General features: G+C 70.6%; 20 protein-coding genes. 10 read left to right on the top strand and 10 right to left on the bottom strand.

What is annotated here, in order from left to right:
- Positions 1-11: 11 nt before the first annotated feature.
- The 6 genes from KE274_RS01935 to KE274_RS01910 form a co-directional block, all read right to left on the bottom strand.
- Positions 12-2,258, bottom strand: a complete 2,247-nt coding sequence (locus KE274_RS01935; RefSeq protein WP_211540644.1) for a glycoside hydrolase family 3 N-terminal domain-containing protein — start codon at positions 2,256-2,258, stop codon at positions 12-14.
- Complete coding sequence (locus KE274_RS01930) at positions 2,258-3,340, bottom strand: ABC transporter permease (RefSeq protein WP_211540640.1); 1,083 nt, start codon at positions 3,338-3,340, stop codon at positions 2,258-2,260. Before KE274_RS01930 ends, KE274_RS01935 begins: the two co-directional genes overlap by 1 nt.
- Before the next feature lies 1 nt (position 3,341).
- Entirely contained in the window at positions 3,342-4,430 is a 1,089-nt protein-coding gene (locus tag KE274_RS01925) for an ABC transporter permease (RefSeq protein WP_211540638.1), read from the bottom strand.
- Positions 4,427-5,230 carry an ABC transporter ATP-binding protein gene (locus KE274_RS01920; protein ID WP_211540636.1) on the bottom strand — a complete coding sequence of 268 codons (804 nt, stop codon included), beginning with the start codon at positions 5,228-5,230 and terminating at the stop codon, positions 4,427-4,429. Before KE274_RS01920 ends, KE274_RS01925 begins: the two co-directional genes overlap by 4 nt.
- Positions 5,227-6,051 (bottom strand): ABC transporter ATP-binding protein, encoded by an 825-nt coding sequence (locus tag KE274_RS01915; RefSeq protein WP_211540634.1) that lies wholly within the window; start codon positions 6,049-6,051, stop codon positions 5,227-5,229. The genes KE274_RS01920 and KE274_RS01915 overlap by 4 nt, the downstream gene beginning before the upstream one ends.
- 61 nt (positions 6,052-6,112) lie before the next feature.
- Entirely contained in the window at positions 6,113-7,774 is a 1,662-nt protein-coding gene (locus KE274_RS01910; RefSeq protein ID WP_211540632.1) for an ABC transporter substrate-binding protein, read from the bottom strand.
- 156 nt (positions 7,775-7,930) lie between these two features.
- On the opposite strand from KE274_RS01910, the gene KE274_RS01905 reads away from it, so the two are divergent.
- Positions 7,931-8,575: a TetR/AcrR family transcriptional regulator gene (locus KE274_RS01905; RefSeq protein WP_211540622.1), complete on the top strand. Its 645-nt coding sequence runs from the start codon at positions 7,931-7,933 to the stop codon at positions 8,573-8,575.
- 20 nt (positions 8,576-8,595) lie between these two features.
- On the top strand, positions 8,596-9,834 hold the full coding sequence (locus tag KE274_RS01900; protein ID WP_211540615.1) for an amidohydrolase: 1,239 nt from the start codon (positions 8,596-8,598) through the stop codon (positions 9,832-9,834).
- Between the two features lie 6 nt (positions 9,835-9,840).
- Here the strand turns inward: KE274_RS01900 and KE274_RS01895 are convergent, their stop codons facing one another.
- Both KE274_RS01895 and KE274_RS01890 read right to left on the bottom strand, forming a co-directional pair.
- A complete protein-coding gene (locus KE274_RS01895; RefSeq protein WP_211540613.1) occupies positions 9,841-10,545 on the bottom strand; it encodes a GTP pyrophosphokinase in 705 nt (234 codons plus the stop codon).
- A 10-nt stretch (positions 10,546-10,555) separates the two neighbouring features.
- Positions 10,556-11,665 carry a VanZ family protein gene (locus tag KE274_RS01890; protein ID WP_211540611.1) on the bottom strand — a complete coding sequence of 370 codons (1,110 nt, stop codon included), beginning with the start codon at positions 11,663-11,665 and terminating at the stop codon, positions 10,556-10,558.
- Between the two features lie 224 nt (positions 11,666-11,889).
- Between KE274_RS01890 and KE274_RS01885 the strand changes: the two genes are divergently transcribed.
- The 3 genes from KE274_RS01885 (at position 11,890) to KE274_RS01875 (ending at position 14,959) form a co-directional block, all read left to right on the top strand.
- A complete protein-coding gene (locus tag KE274_RS01885; protein WP_249185943.1) occupies positions 11,890-13,845 on the top strand; it encodes an APC family permease in 1,956 nt (651 codons plus the stop codon).
- 192 nt (positions 13,846-14,037) lie between these two features.
- A complete protein-coding gene (locus KE274_RS01880; protein ID WP_211540605.1) occupies positions 14,038-14,754 on the top strand; it encodes a hypothetical protein in 717 nt (238 codons plus the stop codon).
- Between the two features lies 1 nt (position 14,755).
- Entirely contained in the window at positions 14,756-14,959 is a 204-nt protein-coding gene (locus KE274_RS01875) for a hypothetical protein (protein ID WP_211540602.1), read from the top strand.
- A 4-nt stretch (positions 14,960-14,963) separates the two neighbouring features.
- Here the strand turns inward: KE274_RS01875 and KE274_RS01870 are convergent, their stop codons facing one another.
- Positions 14,964-16,370 carry an aminotransferase-like domain-containing protein gene (locus tag KE274_RS01870; protein WP_211540600.1) on the bottom strand — a complete coding sequence of 469 codons (1,407 nt, stop codon included), beginning with the start codon at positions 16,368-16,370 and terminating at the stop codon, positions 14,964-14,966.
- On the opposite strand from KE274_RS01870, the gene KE274_RS01865 reads away from it, so the two are divergent.
- Together KE274_RS01865 and KE274_RS01860 are read left to right on the top strand one after the other, a co-directional pair.
- The gene (locus KE274_RS01865) at positions 16,369-17,307 is read left to right on the top strand and encodes a DMT family transporter (protein WP_211540598.1); all 939 of its coding nucleotides are present in this window, start codon (positions 16,369-16,371) and stop codon (positions 17,305-17,307) included. The genes KE274_RS01870 and KE274_RS01865 overlap by 2 nt on opposite strands.
- A 9-nt stretch (positions 17,308-17,316) precedes the next feature.
- Positions 17,317-17,901 carry a GNAT family N-acetyltransferase gene (locus tag KE274_RS01860; RefSeq protein WP_211540596.1) on the top strand — a complete coding sequence of 195 codons (585 nt, stop codon included), beginning with the start codon at positions 17,317-17,319 and terminating at the stop codon, positions 17,899-17,901.
- A 9-nt stretch (positions 17,902-17,910) separates the two neighbouring features.
- Here KE274_RS01860 and KE274_RS01855 read toward each other — a convergent pair whose 3' ends face one another.
- Positions 17,911-19,086, bottom strand: a complete 1,176-nt coding sequence (locus tag KE274_RS01855) for an SLC13 family permease (RefSeq protein WP_307872121.1) — start codon at positions 19,084-19,086, stop codon at positions 17,911-17,913.
- 190 nt (positions 19,087-19,276) lie between these two features.
- Between KE274_RS01855 and kdpF the strand changes: the two genes are divergently transcribed.
- Genes kdpF through kdpB form a run of 3 tightly spaced genes read left to right on the top strand, consistent with a single transcriptional unit; the run spans position 19,277 to position 23,189 of the window.
- Positions 19,277-19,366: a K(+)-transporting ATPase subunit F gene (gene kdpF, locus KE274_RS01850; protein WP_211540591.1), complete on the top strand. Its 90-nt coding sequence runs from the start codon at positions 19,277-19,279 to the stop codon at positions 19,364-19,366.
- Positions 19,366-21,042, top strand: a complete 1,677-nt coding sequence (gene kdpA, locus KE274_RS01845; RefSeq protein WP_211540582.1) for a potassium-transporting ATPase subunit KdpA — start codon at positions 19,366-19,368, stop codon at positions 21,040-21,042. The genes kdpF and kdpA overlap by 1 nt, the downstream gene beginning before the upstream one ends.
- A gap of 2 nt (positions 21,043-21,044) precedes the next feature.
- Positions 21,045-23,189 (top strand): potassium-transporting ATPase subunit KdpB, encoded by a 2,145-nt coding sequence (gene kdpB, locus KE274_RS01840; protein WP_211540579.1) that lies wholly within the window; start codon positions 21,045-21,047, stop codon positions 23,187-23,189.
- The last annotated feature ends 18 nt before the right edge of the window (positions 23,190-23,207 follow it).

The raw sequence follows: 23,207 nt of genomic DNA, 5'->3' as shown, positions 1-23,207 counted from the left end.
CCCGCCCGCGCTCAGCCGATGCGGAACCCCGCCGACAGCAGCGCCTCCTCGCGAGAGCTCGGGCCCACCAGCAGCGTGAACGCGCCAGGCTCGACCAGGCGCCGGCCGTCCGCGTCGACGATCGTGCAGTCGGACGCGCGCACCTCCACGCGCACGCGCACCGACTCCCCCGCCGGCACGTCCACCTGGCGGTACGCCTTGAGCTCCCGGTCGGTCCAGCTCACGCTCGTCACCTCGTCGCGCACGTACACCTGCACGGTCTCCCGCGTCGGCCGCGCGCCCGTGTTCGTCACCGTCACGTGACCCACGACCGTGTCGTCCGCGGTGAGCGCATCCGCCTCCAGTTCCAGGTCGGAGTACTCCACCGTGGTGTACGACCGCCCCTCGCCGAACGCCCAGGCGGGCGACTGCGTGAGATCGGCGTACCGGTCGCCGTGCTGCCCTCGGATCTGGTTGTAGTAGGTGGGCTGCTGACCCACGTGCCGCGCGAACGAGATCGGCAGCCGGCCGGACGGCTCCACCGCGCCCGCCACGATCTCGGCCAGCGCGCGACCGCCCTGCATCCCCGGGTTCGCGGCCCACAGCACCGCCGCGGCCCGAGCCGCCGACGCCGGGAGCACGAGCGGCTTCGACGCCAGCAGCACGATCACGACCGGCTTCCCGGTGTCGATCAGCGCGTCCAGCAGCGCGTTCTGCCCGCCGATGAGCTCGAGCGTGGCGGTCGAGCGCCCCTCGCCCACGAGCTCGATCCGGTCGCCCACCACCGCGACCACGACGTCGGCGGCCTCAGCGGTGGCCACGGCCTCCGCGATCAGCGCCGCGTCCGGCTCGCACGGCCGCACCACCGGCGGCCGCGGCTGCTTGTCGGGGAAGAACTTCCCCCGGGGGTCGTCCTCGAGCGTGAGGATGTCGGCGCCGCGCGCGTGCGTCACGGTCCACCCGTCCACCGCCCGCAGCCCGTCGAGCACGGTCGTGATCATGTCGCGCGGCTGCCCGTCGAGCCACCCCGCCTGACCGGAACCGCCCGCCCAGTCGCCGAGCTGCGTCTGCGCGTCGTCCGCCAGCGGCCCCGTCACGGCGATGCGCAGCGGGGCGGCGGGGTCGAGCGGCAGCACGCCGTCGTTCTCCAGCAGCACGATCGAGCGCCGCGCGGTCTCCAGGTTCAGCGCGGCGTGCGCGGCACGGCCCACCACGCTCGAGAGGTCCTCGCGCGGCAGTCGCGGGTCCTCGAACAGCCCGAGCTCGAACTTGAGCGTGAGGATGCGGGCGACCGCGTCGTCGAACGCGTCGTCCGGCAGCATGCCCCGCGCGACCGCGTCGAGTGCGCCCTCGTAGAACCCCGGGGTGGTCATGACCATGTCGTTGCCCGCGCCCACGGCGGCCGCGGCGGCATGCGTGAGGTCGGGCTGGATGCGCTGCTCCCACACCATGCGGCCGACGTTGTCCCAGTCGGTGATGAGCGTGCCGGTGTAGCCCCACTCGCCGCGCAGCACGTCGCTCAGCAGCCAGTCGTTCACGGTGATCGGCACCCCGTCGGTGGTCTGGTAGCCGAGCATGAACGTGCGGCAGCCCTCGCGGGCTACGCGCTCGAACGGCGGCAGGAACCAGGAGCGGAGCTTGCGGCGGGAGATGTCGGCCTCGCTCGCGTCGCGTCCGCCCTGCGTCTCGGAGTACCCCGCGAAGTGCTTGGCGGTGGCGAGGATCGCGGTCGGGTCGTCGAGCCCGTCGCCCTGGTACCCGCGCACCATGGCCGACGCGAGCTCGCCGATCAGGAACGGGTCCTCGCCGAACGTCTCGCTGATGCGACCCCAGCGCAGGTCGCGCGCGATGCACAGCACGGGAGAGAACGTCCAGTGGATGCCGGTGACCGCGACCTCCTCGGCGGTGGCCCTGGCGACGCGCTCCAGCAGGTCGGCGTCCCACGTGGCGGCCATGCCCAGCTGCGTCGGGTAGATCGTCGCGCCCGGCCAGAACGAGTGCCCGTGGATGCAGTCCTCGGCCACGAGCAGCGGGATGCGCAGCCGGGTCTGCGCCGTGAGCTCGTTCGCCCGCACGATGCGCTCGGGAGAGGTGTGCAGGATCGACCCGACGTGGCGGCGGAGGATGTGGTCGTCGAGGTCGTCGCGGGCGTCGAGCTGCAGCATCTGCCCCACTTTCTCCTCCACGGTCATGCGGGAGAGGAGGTCGGCGACGCGCTCGGCGATCGGAAGGGAGGGGTCCTGGTACGGGTGGGTGGTCGTCGGGAGCAGAGAGGTCATCACTTCGTGTTCTGTGTCGTATCGGTGGAATCGGTCGTCGGCAGGGGGACGGAGCGCACGGCGGTGACCGGGGCGTTCACGTCGAGGCCCTTCTTCTTCATGGCCCTGGCGCGCTCCCCCGCGGAGCGCAGGCGCGGGTTCACATACTCGTCGATGCCGAAGTTGATCAGCGACAGGGCCACGCCGATGATGGCGATGCACAGGCCCGCGGGCACGTACCACCACCACAGTCGGGGGAAGGCGCCGTTCTGCTGCGCCCAGAACAGGATCGTGCCCCAGTTGAGGTTGCTGACGGGGATCACCCCGATGAACGCCAGCGTGGTGAGGCCGAGGATCGCCGCGGTCACGGTGCCGACGAAGCTCGACGCGATGAGTGCCATCAGGTTCGGCAGCATCTCGACCGTGATGATGCGGCGCAGCGGTTCGCCGTTCGCGCGGGCGGCCTGGATGAAGTCGCGGTTGCGCAGCGACATGGTCTGGGCGCGCAGCACGCGAGCACCCCACGCCCACCCGGTGAGCCCGAGCACGGCGGCGATCACGATCAGCGGCGGGTTGTCGAACTGCGACGCGATGATGATGATCAGCGGGATGCCGGGGATCACCAGGAACACGTTGGTCAGCGCCGACAGCGACTCGCTCTTCCACCCGCGCAGGTAGCCGGCGATCACGCCGACCGTGATGGCGATGATGGTGGCGATGAACGCGGCGAGGAAGCCGACGACGATCACGCCTCGGGTGCCGTAGATGATCTGGCTCAGCACGTCCTCCCCCATGTGCGTCGTGCCGAGCCAGTGCTCCCACGACGGCGGCTGCCGCAGCGCGGTGCGGTCCTTCTGGGTCGGACCGTACGGCGCGATCCACGGGGCGAGGATCGCGACGAGCACGAACACCCCGAGGATGATGAGCCCGGCGAGCGACTTCGGGTTGCGGAACATCGCGAACGCCTGGCCGAGCTGCGACCAGAAGGTCGTGCGGTGCGGTTCGCCCTCGGGCGGGGTGCGCAGCGTCGCGGTCTCCGGCATGCCCGAGGCGACGGGGGAGCCGTCGGGTGCGGTGCTCGCGGCGGTGGTGGGAACGGTCATGTCAGGCCTCCGTCTGGCGGGTGCGCGGGTCGAGGTAGGCGTAGACCACGTCGGCGAGGATGTTGGCCACGAGCACCGACAGCGTGATCACCAGGAACACGCCCTGCATGAGCGCGAAGTCCTTGGCGTTGGTCGCGTCGAGCAGCAGTTTGCCCACGCCGGGGTAGCTGAACACCATCTCCATGACGATGGTGCCGCCCACGATGAAGCCGATCGACAGCGCGAAGCTCTGGATCTGCGGCAGCACGGCGTTGCGGGCGGCGTAGGCCCACAGCACGCGCCGGTTCGGCATGCCCTTCGCCTGCGCGACCGTGATGTAGTCGTCGTCGAGCACGGTCAGCATCATGTTGCGCATGCCGAGCACCCACCCGCCGAGCGAGGCCACCACGATCGTGAGGGCCGGGAGCGTGCCGTGCATGATCACCTGCCCGATGAAGTCGAGGCTCCACTCCGGCGACTGCCCCTTGTCGTAGGCGTGCGACGACGGGAACCACTTGAGCGTCGACGAGAACACGGCGATCGCGATGAGCCCGAGCCAGAAGTACGGGATGGTGTTGAAGAACGTGGTGACCGGGATGATCGCGTCGAGCTTGCTGCCGCGCTTCCAGCCGACGATGGCGCCCGCGACCGTGCCGATCGTGAACGAGATGATCGTGGCGATGCCGACCAGGCCGAGCGTCCAGGGCAGGGCGGAGGCGAGCACCTCGGCGACCGGCCGCAGTCCGTGCAGCGTGGAGATGCCGAGGTCGCCGCGCAGCAGCATGCCCCAGTACTCGAGGTACTGCTGCCAGACCGACTTGTCCGAGTCGATGCCGAGCAGGATGCGCAGGGCGTCGGCGGCCTCCGGGCTCACGTTGGGGTTGCGCGCCAGGTAGGAGCTGACCGCGTCGCCCTTCATGAGCCGGGGCAGGAAGAAGTTGATCGTGATCGCGGCCCACAGGGTGAAGAGGTAGAACCCGGCGCGTCCGGCGAAGAAGCGCCAGGGCACGCGGCGCCGCCCGCGGTCGACCGTGGTGGCGGTGGTGCCGACCTCGAGGGCGTCGCGCGCGACGAGGTCGTTGTCGTCCAGCTGGGGGAATGCGGTGCTCACCGCGCACCTCCGTTCGTGGCGGCGGCGAAGTGCTTCTCCGGATCGGGAGACGCGGCACGCAGCTCGCGGGTGTACGGGTTCTGGGGGCGGAGGATGACGTCGTCGGCGGTGCCGTACTCGACGACGCGGCCCTGGTTGAGCACCATGATCTCGTCGCTGAAGTGACGGGCGGTGGCCAGGTCGTGCGTGATGTACAGCACCCCGAGGCCCTCCTCGCGCTGCAGGTCGGCGAGCAGGGTGAGCACGCCGAGGCGGATCGACACGTCGAGCATCGACACGGGCTCGTCGGCCACGAGCAGCGACGGCCGGGACGCCAGGGCCCTGGCGATCGCGACGCGCTGCCGCTGCCCGCCCGACAGCTCGTGCGGGCGGCGGTCGATCACGGCGTCCGCGTCGAGCCGCACGCGCGCGAGCAGGCGTCGCACCTCCGCGTCGGTGTCCTTCTTGGGCACGACGTTGTCGAGGCGGATGGGCCGCTCCAGGTGGTAGCGGATCGAGTGGTACGGGTTGAGGGAGGCGAACGGGTCCTGGAACACCATGCGCAGCTGCTGCCGGTACCGCCGCAGTCCCTTGCCGCGCCGCGGGATGGGGGTGCCGTCGAGCAGCACCTCGCCGCTGGTGGGGGTCTCCAGCTGGGTGAGGATCTTCGCGATCGTGGACTTGCCGCTGCCGGACTGTCCGACGAGGCCGATCGTGCGACCGGATTCGAGCGTGAAGCTCACGTCGTCGAGGGCCTTGATCTGGCCCGCACCGCGCACGGTGTAGCTCTTGGTGACGCCGCGGAACTCGAGCGTGCTCATCGCACCAGCACCCCTCTCTCGCCGGTCAGTCGGGGGAACGACGACAGCAGCTTCTGCGTGTACTCGTGCTGCGGGGCGTTCCAGATGCGCTCGGCCGTGGCGAGTTCGATGATCTCGCCCTCGCGCATGATCGCGATGCGGTCGCTGATCTCCAGCAGCAGGGGGAGGTCGTGGGTGATGAAGACGACCGAGAACCCGAACTCGTGGCGCAGCTGCGAGATCTGCTTCAGGATCTCCCGCTGCACCAGCACGTCGAGCGCCGTGGTGGGCTCGTCCATCACCATCAGCTGCGGGCGCAGGGCGAGCGCCATCGCGATCATCACGCGCTGGCGCATGCCGCCGGAGAGCTCGTGCGGGAAGGACCGGTGGCGCTGCCGTCCGACCTTCACGATCTCGAGCAGTTCCTCCGCCTCGGCCCTGCGCTGGCGGCGGTTCATGTCGGGCCGGTGGATCTCGAACACGTCCTCCAGCTGCGAGCCGATCGTGGCGACCGGGTTGAGGGCGTTCATCGCGCCCTGGAACACCATCGACACCTTGTCCCAGCGGAACCGCTGCATGGCCTCCACGTCGAGCGCGTTCACGTCGATGTCCACGCCGGATGCGTCGTGGAACGTGACGCTGCCGCCGGTGATCACGGCGGGCGCGCGCAGCAGCCGCTGCACGCCGTAGGCGAGCGTGGTCTTGCCGCAGCCGCTCTCCCCGGCGAGGCCGAGGATCTCGCCGCGGTGCAGTTCGAGGGTCACGTCTTTCACGGCCGCGACGGGCGGATCGACGTCGTACACGACCGAGAAGTCGCGCACGGTGAGCAGGGGGTCTGGCATGGGGTGTCCTTCGTCGATCGATCGGGGCCGGCGCACGACGCCGGCCCCGATCGGCTGCGGCTTACTCGGCGGGCTTCAGCTTCGTGAGGATCTGCACGATGTTCGGCTGCGTCGGGTCGGCCGAGGCGTACGTGTCGGTCTCCGACGGCCAGCCGACGTAGTTGCGCGTGTTGAACTCGCCCAGCAGCGGGTGGGCGCCCAGCGGGATGGCCGGCACCTGCTCGGAGAAGATCGTCTGCAGCGTGTCGATGGCGGCGGTGCGCTCCTCGTCGGACGACGCGTTGGCGTAGGTGTTCAGCGCGGCGGTCGCCTCCGGGTCGTCGAAGCGACCGAAGTTGAAGCCGGCTTTGCCCTCGGGCGAGATCCAGCGCGGGTCCATGGTCGAGGTGTACAGGCCGTACGCCGTGCCGCTGTCCTCCAGCCAGTGGATGATCGCGGAGAAGGTGCCGTTGTCGCGGGGGTCGGCCCAGCCGCCCCAGTCGGGCATGTCGATCTTGACCTCGGCCCCGATGCCGTCCTTCACGTCTTCGGCGATGAGCTCCTGCGCGGTGTTCCAGTCGCTCCACCCGGACGGGACGGAGAGCGTGAAGGAGACGGGCGTGCCGTCGGGGTCGATCAGCGCGTCGTCCTTCCAGGTGTACCCGGCGGTCTCGAGCAGTTCGCGCGCCTTGTCGGCGTCGACCTTGTAGTCCACGCCCTGGAACTCGGGCTGGATCTCGTCTTCGAGGATCGACGACAGGCCGGTGACCGACCAGACCGGCTCGCTGGCGCCCTCGCGGGCGATGTCGACGTAGGCGTCGCGGTCGATCACCCAGGCGAGCGCCTGACGGAAGGCCGGGTCGTCGAACGGCTTCTGCTGCAGGTTCATGAACAGCGTGGCGGAGCCGGTGGTCGGGGAGGCGAGGAACTTGTTGTGCTCGGGGTCGACCGAGAGGAACTGCTCCTCGATCTGCGGGATGAACGCCTGCGCCCAGTCGGCGTCGCCGTTGGCGAGGGCCGTGGTGAGGGCGGTGTTGTCGCCGTAGGAGACGTAGTGCAGCTCGGGCACGGCGAGGTCGCCGCCCCAGTAGTCGTCGCGCGCGTCGAGCGTGACCGACTCGGTCGACCAGTTCGCCATCGCGTAGGGGCCGGTGCCGACGAGGTCGTCGCCCTTGACGGGGTCGGTGGCCGGGTCGTCGAAGTTCTCCCAGATGTGCTTGGGCACGATCGGCACGTGGAGCACGCGCGCCTGGTTGACGTACTTGGAGTCGCCGAAGTTCAGCACGACCTTGTCGCCGTCGACCTGGGCGCCCTCGAACTTGAGGCCGGCGGTGTCGAGGGCGGGGATCGAGGCGGTCTCGAAGGAGAAGACGATGTCGTCGGCGGTGAAGGGCTCGCCGTCGCTCCAGGTGACGCCCTCGCGGGGGACGACGGTGAGCTGCGTGTAGTCGTCGTTCCACTCGAGGCTCTCGGCGAGCCACGGCGTGACCCCGCGGTCGCCGGTCTGGTTCACCAGGGCCAGGGTCTCGAACACGACCTTGGCGTAGCCGTACTTCGACGCCGCGGAGTCGCCGACGAACGGGTTGTTCGACTCGGTGGTGATGGCGCCGTCCGGCTTGGCGATGGTGAGGGCGGCACCACCGGCTGCGGCGTCGTCGGATCCCCCGGACGAGCATCCGGCGAGGGCCGAGATGCCGAGTGCGGTGATCGCGGTGGCCGCGATCAGAGACGTTCTGAGCTTCATTGCTTCTCCTTGGGCACGGGTCATTGTGCAGGGTCGCCGGGGGGATGGGAGCCCGGCAGGGATCGTGATTGCTTACTGTCGAGAAAGTAAGCAATCGTGAGGTTACCGGGGAGTAAGTTAGTTGGCAAGCGGAGCGGGATCACGAGAGGAGCCGCCATGGCGGACAGCGAGCAGACGGTGCGAGTGCGTCCGGCGACCAGGGAGAAGCGCGAGCAGATCCTCAAGGCGGCTATCGAGATCTTCGGCAACAAGGGCTCCACCAACGGCACCCTCGCCGACGTCGCCGAGCAGGTCGGCATCACCCACGCCGGAGTGCTGCACCACTTCGGTTCGAAGCAGAAGCTGCTGCTCGAAGTGCTCGCCTACCGGGATCAGGACGACGTCGCCGGGCTCGCCCAGAAGCACATCCCCGACGGGCCCGAGCTGTTCCTGCACCTGGTGCGCACGGCGTTCACGAACGAGAAGCGCCCCGGCATCGTGCAGGCCTACACGGTGCTGTCGGCCGAGTCGGTCACCGACGACCACCCGTCACGCCCGTACTTCGAGGATCGCTACACGACGCTGCGGCGCGAGGTCGCCGCGGCGTTCGGCGAGCTGTGCGCACAGGAGGGCGTGACCGAGCCCGACACGATCGCCGCCGCCTCGGCCGCGATCCTCGCCGTCATGGACGGCCTGCAGCTGCAGTGGCTGCTGCATCCCGACGCCGTGGAGCTGGGCGACGCGAGCGCCTTCGCGATCCGCGCGATCGTGAACGGCGTGCTGCACCCCGGACCGGCGCTCGAGTCCTACGCCCGGGAGTGACCGCGGGCTAGGCTCGGCCCATGGCCATCGACCTCGAAGCGCTCTACATCGACCTGCACCAGCACCCCGAGCTCTCCTTCCAGGAGACGCGCACCGCGGGCATCGCCGCCCAGCACCTGCGCGACCTCGGGCTCGACGTCGAGGAGGGGGTGGGCGTGACGGGCGTGGTCGGCGTACTGCGCAACCCTTCGTCGAGCTCGGAGACCGCCGGCGACGGCCCCGTGGTGTGGATCCGCGCCGACATGGACGCCCTTCCGGTGGAGGAGCAGACCGGCCGCGCATACGCCAGCACCGCCAAGGGCGTCGACCCGTCCGGCACCACCGTGCCGGTCATGCACGCGTGCGGACACGACATGCACGTGACCGCGATGATCGGCGCGGTCGAGAAGCTCGTGGCCGAGCGCGAGCAGTGGTCGGGCACGCTCGTGGTGCTCATCCAGCCCGCGGAGGAGTACGGCGCCGGCGCCAGGGCCATGCTCGACGACGGCCTGCTCGCGCGGTACCCGAAGCCCGACGTGGTCCTCGGCCAGCACGTGACCCCGCTCCCCGCTGGCGTGATCGGGGTGCGCAGCGGCACGCAGATGGCGGCCTCGGACGGGCTCACGGTCACCCTCCACGGCCGCGGCGGCCACGGCTCCCGGCCGCACGCCACGATCGACCCCGTGGTGATGGCGGCCGCGACCGTCATGCGCCTGCAGACCATCGTGTCGCGCGAGATCGACCCGCAGGGCGTGGCCGTGGTCACGGTCGGTTCGATCCACGCGGGACTCAAGAACAACATCATCCCGGCCGAGGCGAAGCTCGAGCTGAGCCTGCGCTACCCGAACGACGAAGTGCGCGAGAAGGTGCTCGCGAGCGTCGAGCGCATCGTGCGCGCCGAGGCCACCGCGTCGGGGGCGGAGCGGGAGCCGGAGATCCGCACCGACCACACCCTGCCCGCCACGATCAACGACGAGGACGCGACCGCGCGCGTCACGGCGGCGTTGCAGCGCGCGCTCGGCGAGACGGCGGTGATCGACCCCGGCATGTTCACCGGCAGCGAGGACGTCTCGTGGTTCGCGCGCGACGCGGGGGTGCCGCTCGTGTTCTGGTTCTGGGGCGGTGTCGATCCGGCCCGGTTCGCCGAGGCGCTCGCGGCCGGTCGGCTGGAACAGGACATCCCCACCAACCACTCGCCGTTCTTCGCGCCGGAGATCCACCCCACGATCGAGGTGGGCGTCACGGCGATGTCGGCCGCGGCGCGCGAGTTCCTCGGCTGACCCCGGTCAGACGCCGACGACGCGGGGCGACGGCGGGGGCGGCGGGGGAAGCTGCCGCCGCGGCACGCCGTGTGCCTCGCGGTGCAGCCGCTCCATGCGGCTGTCGAGCTCGGCGGCCGCATCGGCGGCGTCGGTGAGGCTCTGCACGAGGTGCGAGGGCACCTGGTTGGAGAACTTGTAGTAGATCTTGTGCTCCAGGCTCGCCCAGAAATCCATCGCGATGGTGCGGAACTGCACCTCGACCGGCACCGAGAGCGCACCGGTCGAGAGGAACACGGGCACCTCGATGATGGCGTGCAGGCTCTTGTAGCCGTTCGCCTTCGGCTGCGCGATGTAGTCCTTCACGGTGCGCACCGTCACGTCGTCCTGCGCGGTGAGCAGGTCGAACAGGCGGTACACGTCGGCCACGAAGCTGCACGTGACCCGCACCCCGGCGATGTCGGTGATCTCGGCGCGGATGCGGTCGAAGTCGGGCTCGTCGATGCCCTTGCGTGCCAGCTTCTCCACGATGCTGTCCGGTGACTTCAGGCGGCTCTTCACGTGCTCGATCGGGTTGTACGCGTGGTCGTGCGTGAACTCGTCGCGCAGGATCGAGATCTTGGTCTCCACCTCCCGCATGCCGAACTCGTACTCGCGCAGGAATCGCTGCAGCTGATCGCGGAGCTCCTTGGCCTCGCTGATCATGGCCTCGTCGACCGGGATCACGCTCATGGGATCGACGTTATCGATCCGTGATCGGAAACCCCTGTGGATTTTCACGGTCACCCGTGGGCGACGGCTCCGGCCGCCCGCGAGCGTCCTCCAGGTCCTGTCCGGAGAGGAGCCCGGGAAGCCCGCGGCCGTGGCGGGTGGTGAACAACAGCACCACGGCCACGGGGTACAGCACCGACGAGATCAGGTCGAACGGGAAGCCGAGCAGGGCGAGCGCGCCGATCCCGCCGATGCCTCCTGCCCACCGCAGGAGCCGGGCGAGCATCACGGGCAGGCGCGAGCCGGTGTAGCGCAGCTGCACCGCCACGTCGCCGACCGAGCGCCCCGTGACGAGGATCAGCACCAGCCACAGGCCCGCCGCCACGGCCGTGCTCAGGACGTCCGACAGCGCGCCCTCCTGCATCGCCGCCACGTCGTTCACGACGTACGCGAGCCACAGCTGCACGGCGACACCGACGGCCGCGCTCACGAAAAAGAACGCCAGGCCGTCGCACAGCATCGCGAGCGCGCGGCGCCCCCGGGTGACCGGCCGCGGCTGATCCGCGTCTGCGGAGGCTCGCGAGCCCCGCAGCGTGCGCGGCACCACGAGCGCCAGCACGCACCCCAGCACGGCACCGGTCGTGTTGGTCATGAGGTCGCCCACGTCGAAGAACCGGTAGGCGCACGGGTACAGGCCCCACACGCCCGTGAGCTGCGTCACCTCCACCAGCAGGGAGAGCCCGAACCCGGCGAGCAGGGCGACCACGACTCCGCGACCGGCGAGCACCCGCACGAACACCCCGAGCGGCAGGAACAGCAGCACGTTGAACGCGAGCTGCAGGAACGCGGGGTGTCGCAGCGGGCTGGAAGATGCGAACGCGCGCTGGAGCTCGTAGACGACCGACATGGGGTCGGTGATCGCGCCGACGCAGCGGATCGCGTCCGGGTCGGGCAGAGGCAGCAGCGTGTAGGTCCAGATCGCCCAGAAGTAGATGAGCGCCGCGAGCCACAGCATCGTCCGCCCGAGGCTGAGCCGCCCCCGCCGGCGATAGCTGATCGCGACGAACGGCACGAACAGCACGAAGCCGAAGGCCACTCCGATCGCGATCGCGATGACACCCAGAACGACCTGTTCCCCCATGAGTAAAACTCTACTCGCCGGCCGTAAGGATTCCGTGAGGGTGCGCAGGCCCCCCGTAGGGATTCCGTAAGGATCTTGTGAGGGGGCGCGGCGCGGGCGTAGTCTCGCCGGACGTGTCAGAAGAAACCCGCCACGGCACGGACGCGCCTCCGCTCGCCAAACGCATCCTCATCGGCGACCCGCTGACGAGCGAACAGGTCGACGAGCAGCTGCTCCCGAAGCGCATGGCGCTGCCGATCTTCGCCTCCGACGCGCTGAGCTCGGTGGCCTATGCGCCGCAGGAGCTCGTGATGATCCTGCTGATCGGCGGACTCACGTTCCTGTCGTTCACGCCTCTCGTCGCTATCGCCGTCGTCGTGCTGCTGTTCGTGGTGGTGCTCAGCTACCGGCAGCTCATCAAGGCGTACCCCTCGGGCGGTGGCGACTACGAGGTCGCCTCGAAGAACCTCGGCGAGATCCCCGGGGTGATCGTCGCGGCAGCCCTGCTGGTCGACTACGTGCTGACCGTGGCGGTGTCCGTCGCATCCGGCGTCGACAACATCATCTCCGCCGTGCCCGGACTCGATCCGTTCCGGGTGGAGCTCGCGGTCGGGTTCGTGATCCTGATCATCATCGTGAACCTGCGCGGGGTGCGTGAGGCGTCGCTCGTGTTCGCGATCCCGACCTACGTCTTCATCGGGTCGGTCGGCATCATGATCGTGACCGGCTTGATCCGCACCTTCCTCGGCGACGCCCCGGTCGCGTCGAGCGCGGAGTTCTCCGTGCAGGCGGAGAACCTGAGCCAGGCCGCCGTGATCCTGCTCATCCTGCGCGCGTTCTCCAGCGGCTGCTCCGCCCTGACCGGAGTGGAGGCCGTGTCGAACGGCGTCCCCGCGTTCCGGGCGCCCAAGGTGCGCAACGCGCAGTCGACGCTCGTGCTCATGGGCACCATCGCGATCTGCCTGTTCTCCGGCCTCACCGCGCTCGCGCTCATCACGGGCGTGCACTACGCCGAGAACCCGTGCGACCTGATCGGCTTCGACTGCACCACGCCGCAGCCGAGCCTGATGGCGCAGATCGCCGCCGCGACGTTCGGCGGCGGCAGCATCCCGTTCTTCATCGTGCAGGCGGCGACCGCGTGCGTGCTGCTGCTCGCGGCCAACACGGCCTTCAACGGCTTCCCGCTGCTGGGCGCGGTGCTCGCGCGCGACGGCTACGCCCCCAAGTCGCTCAACACGCGCGGCGACCGACTGGTGTTCTCGAACGGCATGATCCTGCTGGGTATCGCCGCGATCGCGGTGCTGGTGGTGTTCCAGGCGCGTCTCACCACACTGATCCAGCTGTACATCATCGGCGTGTTCGTATCGTTCTCACTCGGGCAGATCGGCATGGTGCGCCACTGGCGGCGCGTGCTGCGAGAACCGGCGGCGGCATCGCGTGACGCCGCCGCCGCGACCGACCGCCGCTCGGCCCGCGTCGGGCTGCTGATCAACTCGGCCGGCGCCACGCTGACCGTGCTCGTGCTGGTGATCGTGACGATCACGAAGTTCACGCACGGCGCCTACCTGGTGTTCTTCGCGATCCCGGTGCTGGCGTTCCTGATGATCGGCGTCAAGCGCTACTACCGCGACGTGGAGCACGAGATCGCGATCGACGACACGACCCGGTTCGGCGCGTCGGGCGACGTCGCGATCGTGCTGGTCAACCACCTGCAGAAGCCCGTGATGAAGGCCATCGACTACGCGATCGCCGCGAAGCACGACAAGACGCTCGCGGTGCACGTGGCCGTGTCCGCGGAGGACGCGGCGGCGCTGCAGCGGGAGTGGGCCGAGCACCTCGTGCCCGTGCCGCTCGTGATCGTCGAGTCGCCGTACCGCTCGTTCGCGCAGCCGGTGACCCAGTTCATCCGTCAGTACCGCGAGAAGCACGGCTCCTCGGTCGTCACGGTCTACCTGCCGCAATACATCGTCGGCCACTGGTGGGAGTCGTTCCTGCACAACCGCCGCGCGAAGCGCCTCGCCAACCAGCTCATGCTCGTGCACGGGGTCTCGATCACGCTGGTGCCGTGGCTGCTCGACTCGTCCGAGCTCATCTACGGTCGCCGCTCGCGGCCGCTGCCCGGCCAGGAGCGCGCCGGTCGCCCGGTCGTGGTGTCCGGCCGTCGCGCCCATCGCCCCGCCGGTCCCCCGTCCGAGGAGTGAGTTCACCCGGGCCCGCGTGCGCGTCGGCTCGTGATCGCGCGAGTTCAGGCATCTCATGCGTGGGCGCCTCTCCCGACGCGGCCCCGTGCTTAACGAAGCGAGGATCCTCTTGTGAGATATAGTAGTCAGACGGGGTTCTTGCGTCGTCATATGAGGTAGGTGGGCTCTTCTCAAAGATGAGAAGGAAACGTCATGGAACATACACACCACACCCAGAACAGTGTCGGCAAAAGAGCTGCGATCGCCGCACTCGCGTCTTGTGCCATCGCGCTCGCTTCCGCACTACCGGCGTCGGCAGACGAGACCGCCCACTCCTCGGGCGAGTCCGCCAAGGACTCGACCAGCGAGGCTTCCGCCAACGCTGGCGCGACGCCAGAAGTTGACGGGCCCGTGGTGTCGATCTACCCGGTCGCGAGTGCAGACGGTGGTGACTACGGGATCACGAACCAAGCGAGTGCGTCCGGCGAGCGCATGCTCATCAACATCGCGGAGCCGACCGCGCCGACGGCGTACTCCTTCAATGTCACCGGAGCCGACCTCATCATCAGCCTTCCCGCCGGGTCGCTCGCCCTTCTCGATGTCGCGGCCGACGACCAAGTATCGCTGGTCGGAACGATCGCGGCGCCGTGGGCCTACGACGCGACAGGAGCGCCGGTCCCCACGCACTTCGAGGTGTCCGGCACGACTGTGACGCAGATCGTCGAGCACAGATCTGGGCAGTACGTGTACGCCATCACCGCAGATCCAGACCTGAGCAAATGTGCTGCGGGAGCGCTCGCAGGGCTGCTTCCCGGCGCCGGTGCCCCCGCCGCAGCAGGAAGCGTGATGCCATTCTGGGGAACTCTGGCGGGCGGCGTTGTCGGGGCCCTTTACGGCGCGGGAACAGGCTGCATTCTCGCAGGAGGATGAGATGAGCGCGCGCACTGTCCAGTGGAGAAGACGGCTGTATCTCGTGCTGGCTCTCGCGGTGGCCAGCGCTGCCGGGAACGCCGTGGTGTACGAGTTTCTCGCAGGACGCAATCCGATCTTCTTGCTCAATGTCGCGATCTCCCTGCTCGTCGCGGTCGCCCTGCTGCTCCCCGCCCTGCGCCGGAAACTCTGGCCACGGAAGTGAGGGGTCAGATCTCGTCGACGACGGCCCCCAGGATGCTCGCGGCCTCGGCATACCGGGAGGGATCGGCGTTCGCGAACGTGAGCCGCAGGTAGGGCCCCGCGGGCTCCGCCGGGAACCACTCGCCGCCCGGCGCGACGAGAAGACCGCGCAGTTCGCACTCCCGCACGACCCTGGCCACGTCGGTGCCGTCGGGCAGCCGCGCCCACAGGTTCAGGCCGCCCGCGGGAACGTGCTCCACCGTGACCCCGGGGGCGTGCGCGGCGAGGCTCGACAGCAGCAGGTCGCGCCGTGTGCGCAGCTGTTCGCGGAATCCTCGGAGATGCGTGCGCCAGGCCGGCTGCGTCACCACGTCGAGCGCGGCCGCCTGCAGCACCCCGCTCACGTACATCGCCTCCGCCGCGCGGTCGACGAGGATCCGCTCCCGCGCCGGGCCGCGCGCGATCACGGCCGCCACGCGCAGCGCCGGCGACACGCTCTTGGTGAGCGAGCGCACGTACACCACGTGTCCGTCGTCGTCGGAGGCCGCCAGTGGCCGGACGTCCGCGTCGATGCCGAGGTCGTGCGCCCAGTCGTCCTCCACCAGGAACGCGCCGTGGCGGCGAACGGTCTCGAGCACGGCCGCGGCGGTGTCGGCCGGCCACCGTGCACCGGTGGGGTTCGCGAACGTCGGCTGGGCGTAGAACGCGCGGGCCCCCGTCTGCACGAACGCACGCTCGACCTCGTCCGGGTCGGGGCCGTGCGGACCGGACGGCACCGGGACCAGCCGCACCCCGGCCTGCTCGGCGGCGAGCAGCGCTCCCCAGTAGGTGGGCGACTCGATCAGCAGGGGCTGCCCCGCCCCCACCACCGCACGGAAGATCGAACTGAGGCCGCTCTGGCTGCCCGACACGATCAGGGCGTCGCGGGGCGACGGGGCCGCGACCGTTCCGGGAGCCGCTGCGGCCAGTTCGGCGGTGAACCACGCCTGCAGCTCGGGCAGACCGGCGGCCGGCGAGCGCGTCACCGCCGAGGCCGTGCGGGAGGCGCGCACGAGGGCCTGGCGCACGAGCCGCTCCGGCAGCAGCTCCGGGGCGGGATAGCCGGAGTGCAGCGCGATGCTGTCGGGCGCGGCCGTGCGCTGCGTGGCCGAGAGCCCGGACAGCCGCACGGGCGCCGCGCCGAGAGCCGCGGTCTGCCAGCCGAGGTCGGGCGCCTGAGGAGGGCGCACGGCCCTGGCGAACGTGCCGACCCCGGGCCGCGACTCCACCAGGCCCGCGCGGGCGAGCTGCCGCATGGCCCGCTGCACCGTGACCGGGCTGGCGCCGTGCTGCGCGACGAGCGCCCGGTTCGACGGCAGGCGCGCGCCGGGCGGGGCGGTCGCGAGCCACTCCCGCAATCCGGTGACGATGCGCTCGGTGCTATCCTGACTCATGAAAGAACACAGTAGCGCTACCATCTCCGATTCGACAGCGCTATCCAGGTACGCGGGACCGGCCTGGGGACTCCTCGGCGTGATCGCCTTCTCCTTCACGCTGCCCTTCACGCGCGTCGCCGTGGGCGGCCTGTCTCCGCTGTTCATCGGCTCGGCGCGCGCCGTGGTCGCGGCCCTGCTGGCCATCGTCGTGCTCACGGTCGCGCGCTCGCGCATCCCGACGACCCGGCAGTGGGCGCGGCTCGCGGTGGTCGCCGGCGGCGTGGTCGTGGGCTTCCCGATCCTCACCTCGTTCGCCCTCACCACCACGCCCGGGAGTCACGCCGCTGTCGTGATCGGACTGCTCCCCGCCGCCACAGCCGCCGCGGTCGTGGTGCGCACGGGCGAGCGCCCGACCCCGTCGTTCTGGGTCTTCGCGGTCGCCGGGGCCCTGTGCGCCGTCGTGTTCGCCACCGTGCAGAACGGCGGGTTCGGCACCTTCCACGTCGCCGACCTGCTGCTGTTCGGCGCCGTGCTCGCCGCCGCCGTCGGTTACGCGGAGGGCGGGCTGCTGGCGCGCGAACTCGGGTCGTGGCAGACGATCTCCTGGGCGCTCGTGCTCTCCGCGCCCGCCATGACCGCGCTCGCGATCGTCGCCGCCGTCGCGCAGCCGCCCGCCGCCACCCCGGTCCAGTGGCTGGCCTTCGCGTACCTCGCCGTCGTCAGCATGTTCCTCGGCTTCTTCGCCTGGTACCGCGGCCTGGCGATCGGGCCGATGGCGCAGGTGAGCCAGATCCAGCTCGTGCAGCCCGTGATGGGCATCGCGTGGGCCGCGTTGCTGCTGCACGAACGCATCGGGTGGCCCACGGTCCTGGGTGGCCTGTCGGTGATCGCGTGCGCCGCACTCGCCGTCCGCACGCGGCAGTCCGTGCGAGCCCGCCGCGAGCCGTCGCCCTAGGCTGTGAGCATGACCGAAGGCGCTCCCTGGCCCGTCCGCACGCCCCGACTGCAGATCCGCCCGTGCACCCCCGCCGACATCGACACACTGTGGGAGTGGCGCAGGAAGCCGGAGGTGAACCGCTGGCTGGGCCTGGCGCCCGACACGCTCGAGGCGTTCCGTGAACGCCACCAGGATCCCGCCCGGCTGTCGTCGCTGTACCTGATCGAGCTGCACGCCGAGGAGGGCGGGGCGCCCACGCCCATCGGCGACCTGATGGTGCGCATCGAAGACGCCTGGGCGCAGCTCGAGGTGGCGGACGGCGCGAAGGGCGTGCAGGCCGAGCTCGGCTGGGTGCTCGATCCCGCGTACGCCGGCCGCGGTTACGCGACGGAGGCGGTGCGTGCCGTGATCGACGCGTGCTTCGGCCCGCTCGGTCTGCGGCGGGTGCACGCGGGGTGCTTCGCCGCGAACGAGCCGTCGTGGCGCCTCATGGAGCGGCTCGGGATGCGCCGTGAGGAGCACAGCCGCAAGACCGCGCTGCACCGCTCCGGCGAGTGGATGGACGGCATGAACTACGGCCTGCTCGCGGAGGAGTGGCCCCCCGCGCCCTGACGCCGCCCGCTAGCCCGCGACGAGGGCCAGCACCGCGACAGCCGCGATCACGGTGGGCACCGCGGCCACCGTGCCCCACAGCATGAAGCGGCTCCAGCGGATCTCCACGCCGAGCGCGGTGATGCGGTGGTGCCACAGCAGCGTCGCGAGCGAGGCCCACGGCGTGATGAGCGGGCCGAGGTTCACCCCGATCAGCAGGGCCATCAGCGCGACGGGGTCGCCCGCCGCGGGCTCCAGCACCAGATACGCGGGGAGGTTGTTGATGGCGTTCGCGCTCACCGCCCCCAGGGCCGCGAGTCGCAGCAGATCGCCGAACCCACCGCCCGCGATCGGCGCGGTGAGCGCATCGAGCAGCCCCCGCGCGTGCAGCGTCTCCACCAGCACGAACAGCGCCGCGGCGAGCGCGACCGCCTGCCACGGCACGAGTCCCCACCGCAGTGCGCCACGGCGTCGCACCGCGAACACCGCGACGAGAGCGACCGCGGCGACGGTCGCCGGGATCCACACGTCGTGCGCGAGCGCGAGCGCGGGCATGAGCACCACCAGCACCCCCGTGGCAGTCCAGAACAGCACGGGGTCGGCGGGGCGGCGCGGCGGCGGTGTGCGGTAGCGGGAGAACACGGTGCGGCGGTGCACCAGGGTGAGCAGGAGCACGGGCACGAGGATGCCGACGAGCGTGGGCGCCCAGCTGAGCGCGAAGAACGCGGCAGGCCCGTCGCCGATCTGCCGCGCGGCGAGCAGGTTGGTGAGGTTCGACACGGGCAGCGCGAGGGAGGCGGTGTTCGCGAGCCACACGGTCGCGAGCGCGAAGGGGATCGGCGGGACCCCGATGCTCTGCGCCAGCACCACCACCACGGGCGTGACGATCACGGCGGTCGTGTCGAGCGACAGGAACACCGTGCTCACCACGGCGAGCGCGATCACCAGCAGCCACAGCAGCACCACGCGTCCGCGACCCCATCGCGCGAGCCGCTGCGAGACCACGTCGAACACGGCGGCGTCGCGGGCGAGCTCCGCGACGATCGTGATCGCGACGACGAAGCCCAGCACCGGCGCGGTCCTGAGGCCGAGCGCCTCGGCGTCTGCGCCGGGCAGCAGCCCCGTGATCACGCAGACCGCCGCGACCGCGACCAGGGCGAGCACGAGCACCGCCCCTGGTCCGATCCGGTGTCCGCGCGTTCCCACCTCGTGAGCATAGGGCCGACCGTGAGAAACCCGCATGCATCGGCGGAGGTGGCGTAGGGGAACCGTGAGGATCGACGGTCGCGGCCTCGCGCGGCGGTTGTATCGGGGGCGTGCTCGACATCATCTACCTCGCGCTGACCTTCGCGCTGTTCGCCCTCGTGTCCCTCGTCGCGAAGGCGGTGGACCGCGCATGATCGTGTTCCAGATCATCGCCGCGGTGCTCTCCGTCGCGGCCGTCGTCTACCTCGTGGTGGCCCTGGTCGCCCCGGAGCGGTTCTGATGGACGCGACGATCCTCTACGGGGTGCTCCAGGTCGCGGCCGTCGTGGTCGTGCTCGTGCTGCTCTACCGTCCGCTCGGCGACTACATCGCCCACGTGTACACGTCGGGCCGCGACCTCCGGGTGGAGCGGGGCCTGTACCGAGTGATCGGGGTGGACCCGCGCTCGGAGCAGACGTGGCGCGCCTACGCCCGCAGCGTGCTGCTGTTCTCGCTGGTCGGGCTCGTGCTGGTGTACGCGCTGCAGCGGCTCCAGGCGTTCCTGCCCCAGTCCCTCGGGCTCCCGGCGGTGCCGGAGGGCCTGGCGTTCAACACCGCCGCGTCGTTCGTGGCCAACACCAACTGGCAGTCGTACTCGCCTGAGCAGACCATGGGCTACACGGTGCAGCTCGCGGGTCTCACGGTGCAGAACTTCGTCTCGGCCGCGGTCGGGCTCACGATCGCGATCGCCCTCGTCCGGGGTCTCTCGCGCCGCGGCTCCGCGACGATCGGGAACTTCTGGGTGGACCTGACCCGCGGGCTCGGACGGCTGCTGCTCCCGCTCGCGCTGATCGGCGCGGTGGCTCTCCTCGCGGGCGGCGTGATCCAGAACTTCGCGGGCTTCACCGACGTGACCACGGTGTCGGGAGGCACGCAGACCATCCCCGGCGGACCGGTCGCGTCGCAGGAGGCCATCAAGCTGCTCGGCACGAACGGCGGCGGCTTCTTCAACGCCAACTCGGCCCACCCGTTCGAGAACCCCACCGGGTGGACCAACCTGCTTCAGGTGCTGCTGATCCTGGTGATCCCGTTCGCGCTGCCGCGCACGTACGGCCGGATGGTGGGCGACCACCGTCAGGGCTACGCGATCGTGGCCGTGATGGGCACGATCTTCCTCGCCTCGACGTTCGCGCTGTCGGCGCTCGAGCTCGCCGGGCGCGGCGCCGCCCCGGAGCTGGCCGGTGCCGCGATGGAGGGCAAGGAGCAGCGCTTCGGGATCCTCGGCTCCGCGCTGTTCGGCAGCGCCAGCACCCTCACCTCCACGGGTGCGGTCAACTCGATGCACGACTCGTACACGGCCCTGGGCGGCATGATGCCGATGCTGAACATGATGCTCGGCGAGGTCGCCCCCGGCGGTGTCGGCTCGGGCCTGTACGGCATGCTCGTGCTGGCGATCGTGGCGGTGTTCGTCGGCGGGCTGCTCGTCGGCCGCACGCCGGAGTGGCTGGGCAAGCGGATCGGGCCGCGGGAGATGACGCTCGCGAGCCTGTACATCCTCGTGGTGCCGGCGCTCGTGCTCGGCGGAACGGCCCTGAGCTTCGCGATCCCCGGCATCCGGGAGGACGTGGAGTCGACCAGCATCCTCAACCCGGGCGTGCACGGCATGAGCGAGGTGCTCTACGCGTTCACCTCCGCCGCCAACAACAACGGCTCCGCGTTCGCCGGGCTCACCGCGAACACGCCGTGGTTCAACACGGCCCTGGGTATCGCGATGCTGCTCGGCCGCTTCCTGCCGATCGTGCTGGTGCTCGCGCTCGCAGGCTCGTTCGCCGCGCAGGAGCGCATCCCGGCCACGACCGGCACCCTGCCCACCCATCGGCCGCAGTTCGTCGGCCTGCTCCTGACGGTGACCGTCGTGGTCACCGCCCTCACCTACTTCCCGGTGCTCGCACTGGGTCCGCTCGCCGAAGGACTCTGATCATGACCCTCCTCACCACCCCGTCCGCCCCCGAGGGCGACACGGCTCCCGCCGCCGCCACCCCGGCACCGCGCTCGTTCGGCTGGTCGCAGCTCGTGCAGGCGCTGCCCGGCGCGCTGCGCAAGCTCAACCCCGCAGCTCTCGTGCGCAACCCCGTGATGCTGCTCGTGTGGGTGGGCGCGGCCTTCACCACCGTGCTCGCGGTCGCCGAGCCGTTCCTGGGCGGCCCGGCCGACTCGGGCGGCTCGCCCGTGCCCGCGGCGTTCACGTGGGGCATCGCGGTGTGGCTGTGGCTCACGGTGCTGTTCGCCAACGTGGCCGAGTCGGTCGCGGAGGGGCGCGGCAAGGCGCAGGCCGCGAGCCTGCGCAAAACCCGCACCAGCACGATGGCCCGTCGGGTCGTGCGCTACGACGCCGGGACCGACGCGGCCGCCGAGCGCGCGGAGACCGTGGAGGTGTCGTCGGCCGAGCTGCAGCGCGACGATGTCGTGATCGTGTCGGCGGGCGAGCTGATCCCCGGCGACGGCGACATCGTGGCGGGCATCGCGACGGTCGACGAGTCGGCCATCACGGGCGAGAGCGCCCCGGTGATCCGCGAGTCGGGCGGCGACCGCAGCGCCGTGACCGGCGGCACGCGGGTGCTGTCGGACCGCATCGTGGTGCGCATCACCTCGAAGCCGGGCGAGACCTTCGTCGACCGGATGATCGCGCTCGTTGAGGGCGCCAGCCGGCAGCGCACCCCGAACGAGATCGCGCTGAACATCCTGCTCGCGAGCCTGTCGATCATCTTCGTCGTGGTGGTGCTCGCCCTGAACCCGATCGCCTCCTACGCCGCGTCGCCCGTGAGCATCCCGGTGCTGATCGCCCTGCTCGTGTGCCTCATCCCGACCACGATCGGCGCGCTGCTGTCGGCCATCGGCATCGCGGGCATGGACCGGCTGGTGCAGCGGAACGTGCTGGCGATGTCGGGCCGGGCGGTCGAGGCCGCGGGCGATGTGACCACGCTGCTGCTCGACAAGACCGGCACCATCACGTACGGCAACCGCCGCGCCCACGAGGTGCTGCCGCTGCCGGGCACGGAGGGCGAGGAGCTGCTGCGCGTCGCGGCCCTGTCCTCGCTCGCCGATCCCACACCCGAGGGCGCCTCGATCGTGGAGCTCGCGGCCACCAGGGGCATCCGCGTGGACGCCCCGGCCGACGCGGTCGTCGTGCCGTTCACCGCGCAGACCCGCATGAGCGGACTCGACCTCGCCGACGGCACCGAGATCCGCAAGGGCGCCGGTTCCGCGGTGGCCGCGTGGCTCGGGCTCGACGGTGCGGACGCGGAGCTCACGTCTCGGACCGACGCGGTGGCGTCCAGCGGCGGCACCCCCCTGGTCGTCGCGGTGCGCACCCCGGGGACGGACGGCCGCGTGCTGGGCGTCGTACACCTGAAGGACATCGTGAAGGACGGCCTCCGCGAGCGTTTCGACGAGCTGCGCAGCATGGGCATCCGCACGGTCATGATCACGGGCGACAACCCCCTCACCGCGAAGGCCATCGCCGAGGAGGCCGGGGTGGACGACTTCCTCGCGGAGGCCACCCCGGAGGACAAGCTCGAGCTGATCCGCCGCGAGCAGCAGGGCGGGCGCCTGGTCGCGATGACCGGCGACGGCACGAACGACGCCCCGGCGCTCGCGCAGGCCGACGTCGGCGTGGCGATGAACACGGGCACCTCGGCGGCGAAGGAGGCGGGCAACATGGTCGACCTCGACTCCGACCCGACCAAGCTGATCGACATCGTGCGCATCGGCAAGCAGCTGCTCATCACGCGCGGCGCGCTCACCACGTTCTCGCTCGCGAACGACATCGCCAAGTACTTCGCCATCATCCCGGCGATGTTCATGGGCGTGTTCCCCGGGCTGGCCGCGCTCAACATCATGCAGCTGCACTCGCCCGCCTCGGCCGTCACCAGCGCGATCATCTTCAACGCGATCGTGATCGTGTTCCTGATCCCGCTCGCGCTGCGCGGCGTGGCGTACCGCCCGGCGAGCGCCTCGCAGATCCTGCAGCGCAACCTCCTGATCTACGGCCTCGGCGGAGTGATCACCCCGTTCCTCGGCATCAAGCTCATCGACCTCGTCGTGAGCCTCCTCCCCGGCTTCTGATCCCCGTCCGAAAGGCAC

The organism is Microbacterium paraoxydans (genome assembly GCF_018224615.1).
GTDB lineage: Bacteria > Actinomycetota > Actinomycetes > Actinomycetales > Microbacteriaceae > Microbacterium > Microbacterium paraoxydans_B.
The sequence above is the reverse complement of the archived record's forward strand: the minus strand, read 5'-3'. Positions and strand labels throughout refer to the sequence as shown.